Here is a 15,687-nt window from a genome sequence, read left to right on the forward strand (position 1 = left end):
GAGTGCCGGGCAAACGCCAGGGCCTTACACGGAAAAAGCCGAACGGGAGTGCCCCGGCCGGCTTTTCTGGATTATCCGGGTTTTGGCTGACGGCTACCACCCCCGCCGGCCCCGGCCGGGGCGGGCGGCCGGCCGCGGTTCAGTGGCGCAGCCACCACAGCGCGGCCAGGCCGAGGGCCAGCACCACCGCGCCGGACTGGCGCAGGGCGGCGGCGGGCAGTTCCAGCAGGCGCGCGGCCATGCGCTTCCACGCCAGCGGCGCGGCGAACAGGAACAGGCCTTCGAGGACGGCGACAAGGCAGAGCGCGCAGAAGAAGTCTTGCATGGGGATGGCGAGGCGGGGGAACACCGCGGCCGGGGGCGCATTCCAGTGCAGCGCCGCGGCCGCGGCTTCCTGTTTCCTGTAAGGGCCTGGCCCCTGCCCTCTCCCGGCGGGAGAGGGGCGGGGCGGCGCGGGCCTGGGCTCAGCGGTCGTTCTTGAGGTACTGCAGGAACGGGTCGTTCTTGTCCAGCACGATCACGCCGTTGCCGTCGGTCATGGAGGCGCGGTAGGCCTCCAGGCTGCGGTAGAAGGCGTAGAACGCCGGGTCGGCCGAGCCGGCCTTGCCGTAGATGGCCGCGGCCTGGGCGTCGCCCTCGCCGCGCAGCTGCTGGGCGTCGCGCTCGGCCTCGGCCACCAGCACGGTGCTTTCGCGGTCGGCCTGGGCGCGGATGGTGAGCGACTGCTCCTCGCCTTCGGCGCGCAGCTTGGCCGCTTCCTGCTTGCGCTGGGCGCGCATGCGCTCGTAGACGTCGGTGATCACCTGGCTGTCGGTGGGCAGGTCGATCTGCTTGATGCGCAGGTCGATGATCTGCATGCCCAGGGTCTTGACCGCCTCGTTGATGCCCTGCAGCTGCCCGGCGATGAGCTCGCCGCGGTCGCCGGAAACCAGCTGCTGCAGGGTGCGCGCGTTGATCTGGTTGCGCAGCGAGTCGGTGATGATCGGCGCCAGGCGGGCATTGGCCACCTTGCCGTCGCCGCCGGTGGCACGGTAGTAGGCACGCACGTCGGAGATGTAGCCGATGGCGAAGAAGTCGACGCTCACGTCCTTCTGCTCGGCGGTGAAGTAGCGCGCCGGGGCGGTGTCCAGCACCTGGAAGCGGCGGTCGAACACGCGCACCGTTTCCACCAGCGGCACCTTGAAGTGCAGGCCGGGCTTGATGTCCGAGCGCACCACCTTGCCCAGGTTGAGCACCATGGCGGTCTGGTCTTCGCGCACCACGTACACCGAGCCCAGCAGGCCCAGCAGCACGGCGACCAGCAGGCCGATCACAAGGGAATTCTTCATCGGCCGGCCTCCTCACGGTTTGCCGAGCGCGAACCGGAACGGTCCGCGTTGCGAATGCTGTCGGTGGCGGCCGGCAGCGCCGGTACCGCCATTTCCGGGGTCAGTTGCGGGGCGTTGGCGGTCTTGCCGGCGTCGGCCGGCATCGGCACGTAGATCAGCTGGCGGCCGTCGCCGCCGATGACCTTGCGGTTCTCGGCCAGCACTTCCTGCACGGTTTCCAGCCACAGGCGCTTGCGGGTGACTTCCGGGGCGTTCTTGTACTCGGCCTGCAGCAGGGTGAAGCGGCGCGCGTCACCTTCGGCGCGGGCCACGATGGCCTGCTTGTAGCCTTCGGCGGTGGTGCGTGCACGCGAGGCCTGGCCGCGCGCTTCGGGCACCACCTTGGCGGCGTAGGCCTGGGCTTCGTTGATCAGCCGTTCCTTGACCTGCTGGGCGCCGTTGACCTCGTCGAAGGCCGGCTTCACTTCTTCCGGCGGGCGCGCGTCGGGCAGGGTCAGGCCGGTGACCACCAGGCCGGTGCGGTAGGCCTTGAGCGAGGCTTCCAGGCGCTGCTCGGCGGCCACGGCCAGCGGGCCGCGGTTGTTGAGCACGGTGTTGAGGTCGGCACGGCCCACCTGCTCGCGCACCGCGCTCTGCGCCGACTGCTCCAGCACCTGGTCGGCGTCGATGGTGCCGAACTGGTACAGGCGCGGGTCGTCCACGCGGTACTGCACGTTCAGCGCCACGTTGACGATGTTCTCGTCGCGGGTGAGCACCGGCACGTTGCTGCTGAAGGTCTTGATCTGGGTGGCGTTGACCTTGACCACCGATTCGATCGGCCACGGCAGCTTGAAGTTCGGGCCCGGCTGCAGGATGCGCGAGAACTGGCCGAAGCGCAGCACCACGCCGCGCTGCTGTTCGCCGATCAGCTGGAAGCTGGACAGCAGCACCAGCAGCGCCAGCCCCAGCAGTACCCAGCGCCAGATGCCGCCGTCGAACAGGTCGCGCAGCGGGCCGGGCAATCCGCCCCATCCGCCACCGCCATTGCCGCCGCGCGGCGAGCGCGATCCGCGCCGGTTGTCGGCGGGGCCGCCACTATCGTTGCCGCCAGGTGTGTTCCAGGCCATGCATGCTCCATCTGTCAGGGCCTGTATGCGGGGCGTTCCCGCAGTCCTGGCCGTGGTCAATCGAATCCGGATTCTACTAGATGGGGCAGACCTGACGTTTCGCAACCGCTATCTTGGTTGTCTCCCGTTCCGCCGCAGGCCGCGCCATGTCCACCAACGCCCCGTTCACCGCCTTCCGCATCCACAACGACGACGCCGGCTACCGCGCCAGGCTGGAGCAGGTCGCCCTGGACCAGCTGAGCCCGGGCGAGGTGGTGGTGCGCGCCCGCTGGTCCTCGGTCAACTACAAGGACGCGCTGGCCGGCACCGGGCAGGGCAAGATCCTGCGGCGGTTCCCGCTGGTGGGCGGCATCGACGTGGCCGGCGAGGTGGTGGCCTCCCGCGACCCGGCCTTCCGCGAGGGCGATGCGGTGCTGGCCACCGGCTGCGGGCTGAGCGAAACCCGCGACGGCGGCTACAGCCAGTATGTGCGGCTGGAGTCGAAGTGGGCCATCCCGCTGCCGCCCGGGCTGAGCCTGCGCGAGGCCATGGTGCTGGGCACGGCCGGGTTCACCGCCGCGCTGGCCCTGCTGCGCATGAAGGACAACCGGCAGACCCCGGCGCACGGCCCGCTGGCGGTGACCGGCGCCACCGGCGGGGTCGGCTCGCTGGCGGTGGACATCTTCAGCCGCGCCGGCTTCGAGGTGCACGCCATCAGCGGCAAGGCCGAAGCGACGGAATACCTCACCACGCTGGGCGCCACCCAGGTGCTGGGCCGCGAGGCGCTGGCCACCACCCGGCCGATGGAATCGGCGCGCTTCGGCGGCGGCCTGGACAATGTCGGCGGCGCCATGCTCACCAGCCTGCTGGCGCAGACCGCGCCGTACGGCAACGTGGCCTCGGCCGGGCTGGCCGCCAGCGCGGAGCTGGACATGACGGTAATGCCGTTCATCATCCGCGGCGTGTCGCTGCTGGGCGTGGCCTCGGCCGGCACCGCGCGCGACATCCGCGTGCAGGTGTGGCAGCACCTGGGCGACGACTGGAAGCCGCGCCACCTGGACACCATCTGCACCCGCGAGGTGGGCCTGGACGGGTTGCCGGAGGTGTTCGCCACCATGCTGGGCGGCGGCTCGTTCGGGCGCACCCTGGTGCGGATCGACTGAATGCGGCACCGGGTACGGCGCTGCGGGTTGCTTCACACCGCAGCCGGCCCGACACTATGGCCGCGACATCATCTTGGGGAAGAACGTGGCGCGCATATTGATCGTGGACGATTCGCCATCGCAGCTGCTCGGCATCCAGCGCATCGTCGAAAAACTCGGGCATGAAACCTTCACCGCCACCGACGGTGCCGCCGGCGTGGAAGCAGCCAAGTCGGTGCTGCCCGACCTGGTGCTGATGGACGTGGTGATGCCCAATCTCAACGGCTTCCAGGCCACGCGCACGCTCAAGCGCGAGGCCAGCACCGCGCACATCCCGGTGGTGCTGGTGACCACCAAGGACCAGGACACCGACCGCCTGTGGGGCATGCGCCAGGGCGCCAAGGCCTACATCACCAAGCCGTTTTCGGAGGACGAGCTGTCCGAGGTGATCGCGCGGGTGTTCGAAGGCGGCGGCGACCTGCCCGAAGCCTGATTGCGGCCGCAGGCGCGCCCTCCCGGGTACGCGCCTGCCGCCGGTGATGCCTCAGATTTTCTCGCCGAACGCCTTGGCCAGCGCGCGGTAGGCCTTCTGCTGGGCCTCGTTGGTCGCCACCGGGGCGATCACTTCCAGTTCCACGATCTGGTCGCCGTCGGGCTTGCCCGGCAGGCCGCGGCCGCGCAGGCGCAGCTTGCGGCCGCTGTCCGAGTCGGCCGGCACCTTCAGTTCCACCGCCCCGCCCAGGGTCGGCACGCTGATGCTGGTGCCCAGCGCCGCCTGCCAGGGGGTGACCTGCAGGGTGTAGAGGATGTTGCGGCCGTCCACCTCGAACTGCGGGTGCGCGGCGTATTCCACTTCCAGCATCAGGTTGCCGCCACCGCTGCCCTGCCCGGCCAGGCGGATCACCTGCCCCGGGCGGATGCCCTTGGGCACGCGCACGTCGAGCTGGCGGCCATCGACGTTGATGCGCAGCGTGTCGCCGTTGTAGGCCGCTTCCAGCGGTACCGACAGCTTGGCGCGGGTATCGCGCATCGGCTGCGGCCCGGCGCTGCCGCCGAAGCCATCGAAACCGCTGCGCGCGCGGCCGCCCCCGCGCTGGCGCGCGAACAGGCTTTCGAAGAAATCGCTGAAGCCGCCGCCGGCACCGGCGCCGCCGAACACCTCCTCGAAGTCGAAGCCCTGCCCGCCGCCGAAGTTGGGCGGCGCGTGGAACTCCTCGCCGGGCCGGTAGCCCTGGGCGCGCAGCTGGTCGTAGGCCTGGCGCTTGGCCGGGTCGCGCAGCGCCTCGTAGGCCTCGTTGACGGCCTTGAACTTCTCCTCGGCGCCGGCCTCCTTGCTCACGTCAGGGTGGTACTTGCGCGCCAGCCGCCGGTAGGCGGTCTTGATTTCGGCATCGCCGGCCGTGGGCTCCACGCCCAATGTCGCGTAGTAATCCTTGAATTCCATCCAGACACCCTTTCGGAAAGAGTCGGGCCCGCCGCCTTGCGGCGAACGGGCCGATACGGGTTCGGCTGCCGCCGTGGCGCCATTCTAGCGGGCCACGGCGCTGCCGATGTGCGCGCGGCGCGTGCTTACGCGGTGCCGCCGGCGCTGGCCACCTGGATGCGGCGCGGCGCGGCTTCGGCGCGCTTGGGGATGCGGATTTCCAGCACGCCGTCGCGGCTGCTGGCGACGATGCCCTCGGCGTCGGCGCTGTCGGGCAGCGCGAAGCGGCGTTCGAACGCGCCGTGGCGGCGCTCGATGCGCGACAGGCGCTGGCCCTCCAGCGGTTCCGGGGCGCGGCGCTCGCCCTTGATCGACAGCACGCCCTTGTCCATCTGCACCTCGATCGAGGCCGGGTCCACGCCCGGCAGGTCGGCGTGCAGCACGAACTGCGCGTCGTGTTCGCGGATGTCCACGGCCGGCAGCCAGGCGCCTGCCGCCGCGGCGTCGCCCGGCATGTCCAGCAACGGGGCGAGCAGATGGCGGATATCGGACTGGGTCGGCCACTGGCGGTAACGTACGATGCTCATCATCTCCTCCTGCAAGGATGCGGGCGGGCGGCCGGAATGGCGCCCTGGCGCCCATGCACGGGAAATGCTGCGTGAAGGCCGCGCTTTCAAGCCGTTGACGCGGCCCTCAACCCCCGCTCACTAAACTTCGATTCAGACTCTGGAGAAGCCCATGACCATCCACGTCGGCGACCGCATCCCGGAAGTGACCCTCAAGCGCATCCGCGAGGGCATGGAGACCATCGACACGCAGGCGCTGTTCGATGGCCGCAAGGCGGTGCTGTTCGCGGTGCCCGGTGCGTTCACCCCGACCTGCTCGGCGCGCCACCTGCCCGGCTACGTCGAGCGCTTCGAGCAGTTCCGCAGCCGCGGCATCGACGTGTTCTGCATGGCGGTGAACGACCCGTTCGTGATGCAGGCCTGGGGCAAGGCGCAGTCGGTGCCGGACGGGCTGCTGATGCTGTCCGATGGCAATGGCGACCTCACCCGTGCGCTGGGCCTGGAGATGGACGCCAGCGGCTCGGGCATGGGCATGCGTTCGCGCCGTTTCGCGCTGTACGTGGACAACGGCATCGTGCGCGCGGTGCACGTGGAGGAGCCCGGCAATTTCGAGGTGTCCTCGGCCGATTACGTACTGGCCCACCTCCCGGAGTAGCGATTCCCTTCCACCAAGGAGCACGCCCGCCATGAGCAAGCAGCCCGCCAGCAAGAAGGCCACGACCGTCCCGGCCAGCGGCATCAGCGACCGCAAGACCCTGCGCGCCAACGCACGCAGGAGCATCGAGGACGGCGCGATCACGCCGAGCTATGCCGCCGACCGCAAGATGGTGATCAAGCTGCTCAACGACGCGCTGGCCACCGAGTGGGTGTGCGTGCTGCGCTACTACCGCCACTACTACATGGCCAAGGGCATGCTCGCCGACGCGGTGAAGGCCGAGTTCCTGGAGCATGCGCAGCAGGAGCAGGCGCACGCCGGCATGCTGGCCGAGCGCATCGTGCAGCTGGGCGGCGAGCCGGACTTCAACCCGGACACCCTCACCGCCCGCGCCCACGCCGAATACAAGGAAGGCGGCAACCTGCGCGACATGGTGCGCGAGAACCTGATCGCCGAGCGCATCGCCATCGACAGTTACCGCGAGATGATCAACTTCGTCGGCGACAAGGACACCACCACCAAGCGCATCCTCGAGCAGATCCTGGCGCAGGAAGAAGAACACGCCGACGACTTCGCCGACCTGCTCGACGGCTGGATCGGCGAGTAACCGTGAGGGCGGACGGCTGAACGCCGTCCGCCACGCCACGCTGGCCTCAGCCTCAGCCCAAGTCCCGATCTCAGCCTCGGCCGCGCACGACCGCATTGGCCGCGCGTGCCGGCAGCGGCGCGCTCAATGCGCCACGCGGAAGCGGATGCGGGTCCAGGCGCCGTCCGCGGCCAGCGCGGTGAGGCTGTGCTCGCCGGGTTCGTCGAAATCGCGCACGAAGCTGCGCGCGCCCTCGGTCTGCGCGATCCAGCGCCCGTCCAGCAGCCACTGCACCGTCGCCTCGCTGCCGACCGCCCGCAGCTGCAGGCGTGGCCCATGCGTGGCGCCGGGCGCACGCGCCAGCGTGGCGCGGTCGGTGAGGCCGTCGATATGCAGCGCCGCAGCATGGCCGCGGCCGTCGTCCGGGCAATCCGGCGCCAGCGGCGGCAGCTGCTGCGCCTGCCGCTGCGCCTGCGACAGCCACGGCGAGGCCAGCGCCGGCCAGCGCGCCACCTCGCGCGCCTGCCGCTGCGGGTGGCCGTCGCAGCCGGCCGACAGGCGCTGGCCGCTGCGCGCATCCACCTCGAAGCGCACCTGCCCCGACTGCCACAGCCGCGCATCGCGCTCGGCGAAGGTCGGCGGCACGGTGCCGTCCAGCGCCAGCGCCTGCAGCCGCCGCTGGCACAGCGCCGGCGGCGTGGCGGCCGCGGCCAGGCCCAGCGGCCAGCACACGTCCACCGCGCCGACGCTGGCCGGCATCGGCGGTGCGTCGCCGTCGCCGGGCTGGCGCGGCAGGCTGTCGATCACCTCGAACATCAGCGGCAGCGCGGTCACCGCACCGTACTGGCCGGGCAACGGCGTGCCGTCCGGGCGCCCGACCCAGACGCCGACGGTGTAGCGGCGGGTGCTGCCGATCGCCCAGGCGTCGCGGTAGCCGTAGCTGGTGCCGGTCTTCCATGCCACCGGCGGGCGGCTGCCGGTGTCGAAGGTGCCCAGGCCGTAGCCGGGGCGCGGGTTGGACTGCAGGATGTCGCGCACGATCCACGCCGCGCCCGGCGACACCAGCCGGCGTTCGATCAGCGGGTCGTCGGGGGTGTAGCGCACGCGCCCGGCGATGCCCTGCCGGTTGAGCGCGGCGAAAGCGCCGACCAGGTCCTCCAGGCGCGCGCCGGTGCCGCCCAGGATCAGCGCCAGGTTGGGCTGCACCCCGTGCGGGAAGCGCAGCTTGATGCCGGCGTTGCCCAGCCGCGCGGCGAAGCGCGACGGGCCGACGCGGTCGAGCAGGTCCACCGCCGGCACGTTCAGCGACAGCCGCAGCGCGGTGGCCGCGCCGACCGGGCCGTTGAACGCGGCGTCGAAGTTGCCGGGACGGTAGCCGCCGAAGCTCTGCGGCGCATCGACCAGCAGGCTTTCGGAATGGATCAGCCCGTCGTCCAGCGCCATGCCGTACAGGAACGGCTTGAGCGTGGAGCCGGGCGAGCGCCAGGCCTGCACCATGTCCACGTGGCCCAGCCGCGCCTTGTCGCCGAACGCCACCGAGCCGACATAGGCGCGGGCCTCCAGCGAGGCGTTGTCCATCACCAGCAGCGCGGCGGAGGTGCGCTCGGGCAACTGCGAGAAATACGCGGCCACGCGCTCTTCCAGGGTGCGCTGCAGGCCGCTGTCCAGGGTGGTCTGGATGTGCGCCGCGCGCGGTTGCGCACTGCGCAGCCGCTGCGCCAGCAGGGCCGCGTGCAGCGGTTGCTGCAATGAGCGCGCGACCACCGGCTCGATGCGCGCGTCGGCCACCGCTTCGTCCGACCAGGCGCCCAGTTCGGCCATGCGCGCCAGCACCTTGTCGCGGGCGCGGCGCGCGGCCTCGGGATGGCGGTCCGGGCGCAGCCGGCTCGGTGACTGCGGCAGCACCGCCAGCAATGCCGCCTCGGCATGCGACAGCCGCGCCGCCGGCTTGCCCAGGTAGGCCCAGCTGGCCGCCTCCACGCCTTCGATGGTGCCGCCGTAGGGCGCCCGTTCCAGGTACAGGCCCAGGATCTGCGCCTTGTCCAGGTGTACTTCCAGCTGCAGCGCGCGCAGCAGCTGCTTGGCCTTGCCCCATGGCGTGCGCGTGTGCGGATCGAGGATGCGCGCCACCTGCATGGTCAGGGTGGAGCCGCCGGAGACGATGCGGCGCTCGGCCAGCATCTGCCCGCCGGCGCGCAGCAGCGCCCACGGGTTGACGCCCGGATGGCGCCAGAACCAGCGGTCCTCGTAGGTCAGCAGCGCCTGCAGGTACAGCGGCGACACGCTGCGCGCGTCGGCCGGGTAACGCCACACGCCCTGCGCATCGGCGAAGGCGCGCAGCGGCGTGCCGTCGCCGGCCACCACCAGGGTGCCGGTGTCGCGGGATCGTGGCAGCGGCGGCGGGAACGCAAGGTCGAGCACCAGCAGCAGCGACAGCACCGCCACCGTACCCCAGCGCAGCCACGGCAGCAGGTACCGCACCCAGCGCCGCAGGCGCCCGCGCGGCGGGCGCATTGCCGGATCAGTGCCGCGCCCGCGTCCGGCGCCGGCGGCGCTCACGCCAGGAGCGGGGCCGGAGGGTGCCGGTGTGCGTGGTGTAGCGCTCGCCATCCATCGTCCATTCGTTGCAGCGCGGGCGCGTGCGGTGGCACGCGCCCGCGGTAATCGTCACGGCTGCACGACGGTGATCGTGGTCGGGTTGGACCGGCCCACGCCGCGCAGCTCGGGACGGTACATGTCCTCGGCCAGCGGCGGCGGCACGGTGTAGGTGCCCGGGGTGACCGCGCGCACCAGGTAGAACACCCGCGCGGTGCTGCCGCGCGACAGGTTCAGCGCGGCCACGTAGCGGTCGTCGCGGAACTCCTCGTGGCGGGCATCGGCGGCGCCGGCGCGGTCGTTGATCTGGATGCCGTCCACCACCACGTCGGCCCACTGCCTGGCATCGCCGAGGTTGAAGTTCTCGATCTCCAGGCCAGCCGGCAGCAGGTCGGTCAGCAGCGCGTCGGGCATGGCGGTGTTGGCGGTGACGCTCAGGCGCACGATCAGCGCCTCGCCTTCCTTCAGCGGCCGCGGGGTCCACGGCTTGCCGTCGGTGGTGAACCAGGCGCGCTCGATGCCGATCACGCTGTTGTCCGGCGCCGGCGCCTGCCGCGGAATCCCGGCCACTTCCAGGCTGGCGAACATCGGCGCCTGGCCCTGTGGGGTGAAGCGCACGCCCTGCGCCAGCTGCGTGGCGTCGAACACCCGCGCGAACAGCTTGCGCGCGTCGATGGCTTCGCGCGCCTGGCCGATCGCCAGCTCGCCGGACACCTGCTTCTTCTGGTCGACCATCAGCGCCTTGCCGAGCCGCGCCAGCGCCACCTGCTCCTGGGTGCTCAGCCACAGCCAGCCGCCGTTGCGGCGCGCGTCCAGCTCGCGGCCCAGGCTGACCGCGCGCGCGTCGTACTCGGGCTTGGCCAGGCCGCGCTCGTGCAGCAGCGCGATCATCAGCGCGTCGTCGCGCAGCGGGCTGCCGTAGTCGCCGAAATACGCCGGGCGGTCCTTGCCGGCCATGCCGAAGCCGGCGGCGATGGCGGCCTGGCCGCGCTTGCCGTCGCCCTGCAGCGACAGCGCCGCGCCCAGGTGCACCAGCGACAGGCCGGTGGCGGCCTTGCCGCGCTCGTTGTCGTACAGCGCGCGCAGCGTGCCCAGCGGGGCGCGGTTAACCCGCGCCAGCACGTAGCCCGAATACGCCTGGTTGGCGAACTTCAGCGCATCGCGGCGCTCCTGCCCGTAGAACTGGTTGCCGCCGCTGAGCAGGTCCTCGCTGATCCGGTTCAACGCCTTCTGCAGCACGTTGTCAGGCACCGCGAAGCCGGCGTCCTTGGCGTCGAGCAGGAACTCGGCGATGTAAGGAGTCAGCGCCGGGTTGACGTAGTCGTCGTTGCCCCACATCGAGAAGTTGCCGTTGGCCACCTGCATCGAGGCCAGCCGCCCGAACGCGCCTTCCATGCGCTCGCGGCGGGCCTTGGCGTCCAGCCCGTCGGCGCCGAGCATGGCCGAGGTGGCCTGGTCCAGCAGCAGTGCCGCATAGCCCTTGCTGGTGGTCTGTTCGGCGCAGCCGTAGGGGTAGTTCAGCGCCCCCTGCAGGGCCGAGGCGAACGGGATCGGCGGCAGCGGGCTGACCAGCATGCGCGCGTTGACCGAGCCGGCCATCAGCCCGCCGGCGAAGGCGCTGTCCAGGGTGACCGGCGCCAGCGGGTCGAGCGTGCGGGTCTGCGAGCGCAGCACCTGCGGCCAGGCCGCGCGCACCGGCAGGTCGTAGCGGCGGTCGACCTTGAAGCCGTTGCCGTCCACCCGCACCCGCACCTTGGCCACGGTGTAGCCCTCCTGCGCGGTGAGCGGGAAGCTCAGGGTCTGCTTGGCATCGGCGGCCAGCTGCAGCCGGCGCGCGGCCTCGCCGATCGCCAGCGGGCCCTCGCCGTCCACGCGCACCGTGAACTCGCCGGGCTTGCCGGTGAAGTTCTGCACGTCCAGCGTCACCGTGCTGCGGTCGCCGGGGGCCATGACCCGCGGCATGCTGGCCTCGGCCAGGATCGGCGCGCGCACCACCGTTTCAACGTCGCGGTTGCCGTAGCGCGTATCCGAATACACCAGCGCCGACACCCGCAGCGTGCCGTTGAAATCCGGCACCGGCAGGGTGATGCGCGCATTGCCGCGGGCATCGAGCGCGACCGGGCCGGAGAACAGGTCCACGGTCTGCACCCGGGCGGTCGGGCGCCGCGCCTGCGGCAGCGCCTGCAGCGCCATGTCGCCGCCGAACTTGAGCTTGCCGCTGTTGCCCTCGAAGCTCTCGATCACGCGCCCGTAGATGTCGTAGGCGTCCACCCCCAGCCGGCGCTGCGCGAAGAAATGCGCGTTGGCGTCGGGCACCGCGAAGCGGGTGATGTTGAGGATGCCCACGTCCACCGCCGAGACGGTGACGTGCGCCGGCTTGCCGGCCAGCTCCGGCGCGCTGACGGTGACCGTCATCGGCTGTTCGGGGCGCATCTGCTTCGGCGCCACCAGGCCGACCGCGATGCGGCGGTCGCGGCGGTCCATCGGCACGTGCGCCACGCCCACGGCGCGCGCCGGGGTGATCTTGCTGGACGCGCTGCCGCCGCGGAACACCAGGGCGGTGACGTACACGTCGTGCCGCTCCCAGTCCTCGGTGACCGGGATCTCGAAGGTGCTGCCCGGCTTGGCCTGGATGTCCTGCACGTAGAGCATGCGGTCGCCTTCGACCATCAGCACGCCACGCCCGGCATGCGGCGGGGTCAGGGTCACCTTCAGCGTGTCGCCGGCCTTGTAACCGGTCTTGTCCAGGGCCAGCTTGACCTTGTCCGGGCGCGCGTCGAGCCCGCGGTTGTCGTCGTTCCAGCTCCAGCCGGCGCGGAACGGGTAGCGCATGGTCAGCCCGGTGGCCGGGTCGAACACGTCCACCCGGTACTCGCCCCACTCCACCGGGAAGTCGAACCGGGCGGCGGTGGCGCCGACGTCGAGGGTGCGGGTTTCCTTGTTCTCGAAGCGGCGGGTGAAATCGTAGTCCCAGCGGTTGTCGGTGAAGGTCCAGTGGTAGTCGCGCAGTTCGCGCACCAGGGTGACCTTGAGCCCCTTGGCCGGCTGCGGCTTGCCATCGGCATCCACGCGCTGCAGCTCGAAACGCGCGTTGGCGTTGGCATCGGCGCCATCGGTGTCGCTGAACAGCGGGCGCACCGCGACCAGCGCCGGTGCCGGCCACAGCACGCGCTTGAGGGTGCGGGTGACGGTGCGGCCACCGGTCTCGTAGACGCTGCCCGAGACCAGCGCCGCCACCGGCGTGCCCTTGCCGACCTCTTCCGGCAGGGCGATGTCCTGGCGCAGCCTGCCGTCCCTGGGCAGGGTGGTGTCGATCACGTCGTTGGCTTCGCGCGGCAAGCTCACGGTCGGGTCGCCGAAGAACCAGCCCGGCATCGATTCCAGCGGGTGCTGCTCCACCGCCACCGCCAGCTTGGCGGTGAAGCGGTTGCCATCGGCCGGCGCGCCGTACAGGTACGCGGCATCGGCCTGCAGCTTCAGCGGTTCGCCCGGCTTGAGCGTCTTCTGCGCGCTGTCCAGGTCCAGCTTCATGCGCTCGGGCAGGAATTCCTCGATGCGCAGGGTCAGGCCCTGCACCGCTTCCTTGCTGGCCGGGTCGGTACGGAACTCGACCTGCCAGCGGCCGGTCGGGGCCTCGGCCGGGATCGCCTGTTCGAAGCTGAAATAGCCCTGCGCGCCCGGCTGCAGGCGGGTTTCGCGGAACACCTTGCCGTCGGGCTGCTTGAGCCGCAGGAACACCGGCTGCGCGCCCTTGTCCGGGCCGGCGACCGGCTTGCCGTCGTTGTCGCGCAGCAGCGCCGATACGCGCACCGTCTCGCCGGGGCGGTACAGGTCGCGGCCGGACCAGGCGAACACGTCGAACCAGGCGTTCTGGCGCCCGGCCACGGCGAACTCGCTCAGGTCCAGCGCCGGCTGGTTGAACGGCAGCAGGGTGGTGTCGGCACCGCTGGTGGCCACCAGCACGTGCGATGCGTCCAGGGTGTAGTTCAGCAGCGCGTTGCCGTTGGCATCGGTCTGGCCCTTGAGGACGGTCTCGCCCTTGCCGTCGAGCACCCGCAGTTCGACCTTCTTCAGCGGCGCGCCCGAGGCCAGCGAGGCGGTGTGCACGAACAACTGCTCCTTGTAGGCGCGGGTGTGCAGGCCGATGTCGCTGACGGTGAAGAACGCGGTGTCGTACTCGCCCTCGAACCGGCCGGCGCGCTTCATCACCGCGAAGTACAGGCCCGGCTGCTGCAGCTCGCGGATCTCCTGGATCGGCAGGTAGGTCAGCACCCGTTCGTTGGGCTTGCCGCCGAGCACGAAGCGGTTCAGGTAGACCGGCTCGGCCAGCTGCGAGATCGGCGTGTGCTCGCCGTATTCGCTGTCCAGTTCCCAGCTGCCGCGACGGCCGCCGCGCTGGTACTGGCTGAAGAAGGTGGGCAGGTTCTTCTCGCCCACGCGCAGGAATTCGACGTCCACTTCCGGCACGTTGACCGACACCACCGGCAGGCCGCGGCTCTCGCGCGCCGGCAGCACGCTGCCCTGCGAGGCGAAGCCGGCGGCCGGCTTCAGTTCGCCGGTGAACACCTGCTGGCGCACTTCGCGGCCCAGGCGGCTGCCGTCGGCGGCGAGCAGGTCGGCCGACACCACCAGGGTGTAGTCCCGGGCCGCCTCGACGTAGGGATAGCGCAGGGTCCTGCCGTCATCGGACAGCGACCAGCTGCTGTCCTCGGTGCCGACCTTCTCCTCGAAGCGCAGCAGCTTGTCGAAATCCTGGGTGCCGACCAGCGGCTGCGAGAATTCCACCGCCAGCGACAGCCCGTCGCCACCCTTCTGGTCGGGCCACACGCGCACCAGCGCGAAGCCCTTGACCTCGTCGCGCTTGGCCTGGATCGCCTCGCCGCTGGCGCCGGGCAGCTGCCCGGTCTCGTTGCGCTTGCAGCCGGCCAGCACCGCCAGCGCCACCAGCGCGGCGGCGCCCCAGCGCATGTGCTTCCACTTCCTGTTGCCCATGGCGTTCTCCTGCAGACGCGGCGAGTATAGCCGCCGCCCGGGAACACCTCGTGTGCGCGACGGCACGCCCGCTGCGGCGTGCCGGCTGCGCCCGGCCCCTTCAGAGCGTGTCGCCGGGCACCCGCACCGCGCCGTCCATCAGCACCCGCGCCGAGCGCGACATCACCGCCTTGGTCACGACCCACTGGCCATCGACGCTGGCCACCGCCGCGCCCACCCGCAGGGTGCCGGAGGGGTGGCCGAAGCGCACCGCCTCGGGCAGGCCACCACCGGCGGCGCGGTTGACCAGCGTGCCCGGCACCGCCGCGGCGGTGGCGATGGCGACCGAGGCGGTACCCATCATCGCGTGGTGCAGCTTGCCCATCGACATGGCGCGCACGTTGAGGTCGATGTCGGCGGCGGCGACGTGCCTGCCGCTGGAGGCGACATAGTCCCTGGCCGGCGCCACGAACGCGACCTTGGGGGTGTGCTGGCGGGTGGCCGCTTCCTCCGGCGCCCGGATCAGGCCCATGCGCAGCGCGCCGGCCACGCGGATGGCCTCCAGCCGGGCCAGCGCGGCCTTGTCCTCGTTGATCGCCGGCTGCAGCTCGGTGCCGTCGTAGCCGATGGCGGCCGCGTCGACGAACACGGTGGGGATGCCGGCGGTGATCATCGTCGCCTTGAGCGTGCCGACACCCGGCACCTGCAGGTCGTCCACCAGGTTGCCGGTGGGGAACATGGAGCCGCCGTCGCCCTCGTCGTCGGACGGATCGATGAACTCCAGCACGATCTCGGCCGCCGGGAAGGTCACCCCGTCCAGTTCGAAGTCGCCGGTTTCCTGCACCTGCCCGTCGCGCACCGGCACGTGCACGATGATGGTCTTGCCGATGTTGGCCTGCCACACCCGCACCGCCACGGTGCCGTCGCGCGGGATGCGCGCGGCCGGGACGAAACCGTTGGCGATGGCGAACGGCCCCACCGCGGTGCTGAGGTTGCCGCAGTTGCCCGACCAGTCGACGAACGCGCTGTCGATGGAAACCTGGCCGTACAGGTAGTCGACGTCGTGGTCCGGCACCGAGGCCGGGGCGATGATCACGCACTTGCTGGTGCTCGACGTCGCCCCGCCCATGCCATCGGTCTGCTTGCCGTACGGGTCGGGCGAGCCGATCACCCGCAGCAGCAGCGCGTCGCGCGCCGGGCCGGGCACCTGCGCCGCTTCCGGCAGGTCCTGCAGGCGGAAGAACACGCCCTTGCTGGTGCCGCCGCGCATGTAGGTGGCGGGAATGCGGAGTTGCGGGAGAAATGCCATGGAACGGTTCCTTGCAATGAAAGACGG

General features: G+C 71.3%; 12 protein-coding genes. 4 read left to right on the top strand and 8 right to left on the bottom strand.

Translation table 11 applies throughout. The features are described from left to right. Window positions 1-139 precede the first annotated feature (139 nt). From QQA12_RS11490 to hflK, 3 genes are all read right to left on the bottom strand, one after another. Complete coding sequence (locus tag QQA12_RS11490; RefSeq protein ID WP_226049369.1) at window positions 140-325, bottom strand: DUF2065 family protein; 186 nt, start codon at window positions 323-325, stop codon at window positions 140-142. A gap of 139 nt (window positions 326-464) precedes the next feature. After that, window positions 465-1,328 carry a protease modulator HflC gene (locus QQA12_RS11495; RefSeq protein WP_056931328.1) on the bottom strand — a complete coding sequence of 288 codons (864 nt, stop codon included), beginning with the start codon at window positions 1,326-1,328 and terminating at the stop codon, window positions 465-467. Then, on the bottom strand, window positions 1,325-2,434 hold the full coding sequence (hflK, locus tag QQA12_RS11500; protein WP_226049370.1) for an FtsH protease activity modulator HflK: 1,110 nt from the start codon (window positions 2,432-2,434) through the stop codon (window positions 1,325-1,327). The genes QQA12_RS11495 and hflK overlap by 4 nt, the downstream gene beginning before the upstream one ends. A gap of 146 nt (window positions 2,435-2,580) precedes the next feature. Here hflK and QQA12_RS11505 point away from each other — a divergent pair, with 146 nt between their 5' ends. Beyond that, window positions 2,581-3,576, top strand: a complete 996-nt coding sequence (locus QQA12_RS11505; protein ID WP_226049371.1) for a YhdH/YhfP family quinone oxidoreductase — start codon at window positions 2,581-2,583, stop codon at window positions 3,574-3,576. A gap of 85 nt (window positions 3,577-3,661) precedes the next feature. Further along, complete coding sequence (gene pilH / locus QQA12_RS11510; protein WP_056931350.1) at window positions 3,662-4,048, top strand: twitching motility response regulator PilH; 387 nt, start codon at window positions 3,662-3,664, stop codon at window positions 4,046-4,048. Between the two features lie 51 nt (window positions 4,049-4,099). Here the strand turns inward: pilH and QQA12_RS11515 are convergent, their stop codons facing one another. Further along, window positions 4,100-4,999, bottom strand: coding sequence for a DnaJ C-terminal domain-containing protein (locus QQA12_RS11515; protein ID WP_056931325.1), 900 nt, complete (start codon window positions 4,997-4,999; stop codon window positions 4,100-4,102). A gap of 125 nt (window positions 5,000-5,124) precedes the next feature. After that, window positions 5,125-5,565, bottom strand: coding sequence for an Hsp20/alpha crystallin family protein (locus tag QQA12_RS11520; RefSeq protein ID WP_056931349.1), 441 nt, complete (start codon window positions 5,563-5,565; stop codon window positions 5,125-5,127). A gap of 151 nt (window positions 5,566-5,716) precedes the next feature. Between QQA12_RS11520 and QQA12_RS11525 the strand changes: the two genes are divergently transcribed. Together QQA12_RS11525 and QQA12_RS11530 are read left to right on the top strand one after the other, a co-directional pair. After that, entirely contained in the window at window positions 5,717-6,199 is a 483-nt protein-coding gene (locus tag QQA12_RS11525; protein ID WP_056931324.1) for a peroxiredoxin, read from the top strand. A 31-nt stretch (window positions 6,200-6,230) separates the two neighbouring features. Continuing rightward, entirely contained in the window at window positions 6,231-6,806 is a 576-nt protein-coding gene (locus tag QQA12_RS11530; protein WP_226049372.1) for a ferritin-like domain-containing protein, read from the top strand. 123 nt (window positions 6,807-6,929) lie between these two features. Here the strand turns inward: QQA12_RS11530 and pbpC are convergent, their stop codons facing one another. The 3 genes from pbpC to prpF all read right to left on the bottom strand — a co-directional run bounded on the left by pbpC (window position 6,930) and on the right by prpF (window position 15,660). After that, a complete protein-coding gene (pbpC, locus tag QQA12_RS11535) occupies window positions 6,930-9,299 on the bottom strand; it encodes a penicillin-binding protein 1C (protein ID WP_226049373.1) in 2,370 nt (789 codons plus the stop codon). Between the two features lie 153 nt (window positions 9,300-9,452). Further along, complete coding sequence (locus QQA12_RS11540) at window positions 9,453-14,348, bottom strand: alpha-2-macroglobulin (protein WP_226049938.1); 4,896 nt, start codon at window positions 14,346-14,348, stop codon at window positions 9,453-9,455. A 124-nt stretch (window positions 14,349-14,472) separates the two neighbouring features. Continuing rightward, window positions 14,473-15,660: a 2-methylaconitate cis-trans isomerase PrpF gene (gene prpF, locus QQA12_RS11545; RefSeq protein ID WP_226049374.1), complete on the bottom strand. Its 1,188-nt coding sequence runs from the start codon at window positions 15,658-15,660 to the stop codon at window positions 14,473-14,475. Between the last annotated feature and the right edge of the window lie 27 nt (window positions 15,661-15,687).

This window comes from Stenotrophomonas sp. 17(2023) (assembly GCF_030345315.1).
Classification (GTDB): domain Bacteria; phylum Pseudomonadota; class Gammaproteobacteria; order Xanthomonadales; family Xanthomonadaceae; genus Stenotrophomonas; species Stenotrophomonas acidaminiphila.

Coding starts and splice junctions, on each gene's coding strand:
- QQA12_RS11530 (WP_226049372.1), top strand. CDS start 6,231: ATGAGCAAGCAGCCCGCCAGCAAGAAGGCCACGACCGTCCCGGCCAGC.
- hflK (WP_226049370.1), bottom strand. CDS start 2,434: ATGGCCTGGAACACACCTGGCGGCAACGATAGTGGCGGCCCCGCCGAC.
- QQA12_RS11540 (WP_226049938.1), bottom strand. CDS start 14,348: ATGCGCTGGGGCGCCGCCGCGCTGGTGGCGCTGGCGGTGCTGGCCGGC.
- QQA12_RS11525 (WP_056931324.1), top strand. CDS start 5,717: ATGACCATCCACGTCGGCGACCGCATCCCGGAAGTGACCCTCAAGCGC.
- QQA12_RS11520 (WP_056931349.1), bottom strand. CDS start 5,565: ATGAGCATCGTACGTTACCGCCAGTGGCCGACCCAGTCCGATATCCGC.
- QQA12_RS11495 (WP_056931328.1), bottom strand. CDS start 1,328: ATGAAGAATTCCCTTGTGATCGGCCTGCTGGTCGCCGTGCTGCTGGGC.
- QQA12_RS11490 (WP_226049369.1), bottom strand. CDS start 325: ATGCAAGACTTCTTCTGCGCGCTCTGCCTTGTCGCCGTCCTCGAAGGC.
- QQA12_RS11515 (WP_056931325.1), bottom strand. CDS start 4,999: ATGGAATTCAAGGATTACTACGCGACATTGGGCGTGGAGCCCACGGCC.
- prpF (WP_226049374.1), bottom strand. CDS start 15,660: ATGGCATTTCTCCCGCAACTCCGCATTCCCGCCACCTACATGCGCGGC.
- pbpC (WP_226049373.1), bottom strand. CDS start 9,299: ATGCGCCCGCCGCGCGGGCGCCTGCGGCGCTGGGTGCGGTACCTGCTG.
- QQA12_RS11505 (WP_226049371.1), top strand. CDS start 2,581: ATGTCCACCAACGCCCCGTTCACCGCCTTCCGCATCCACAACGACGAC.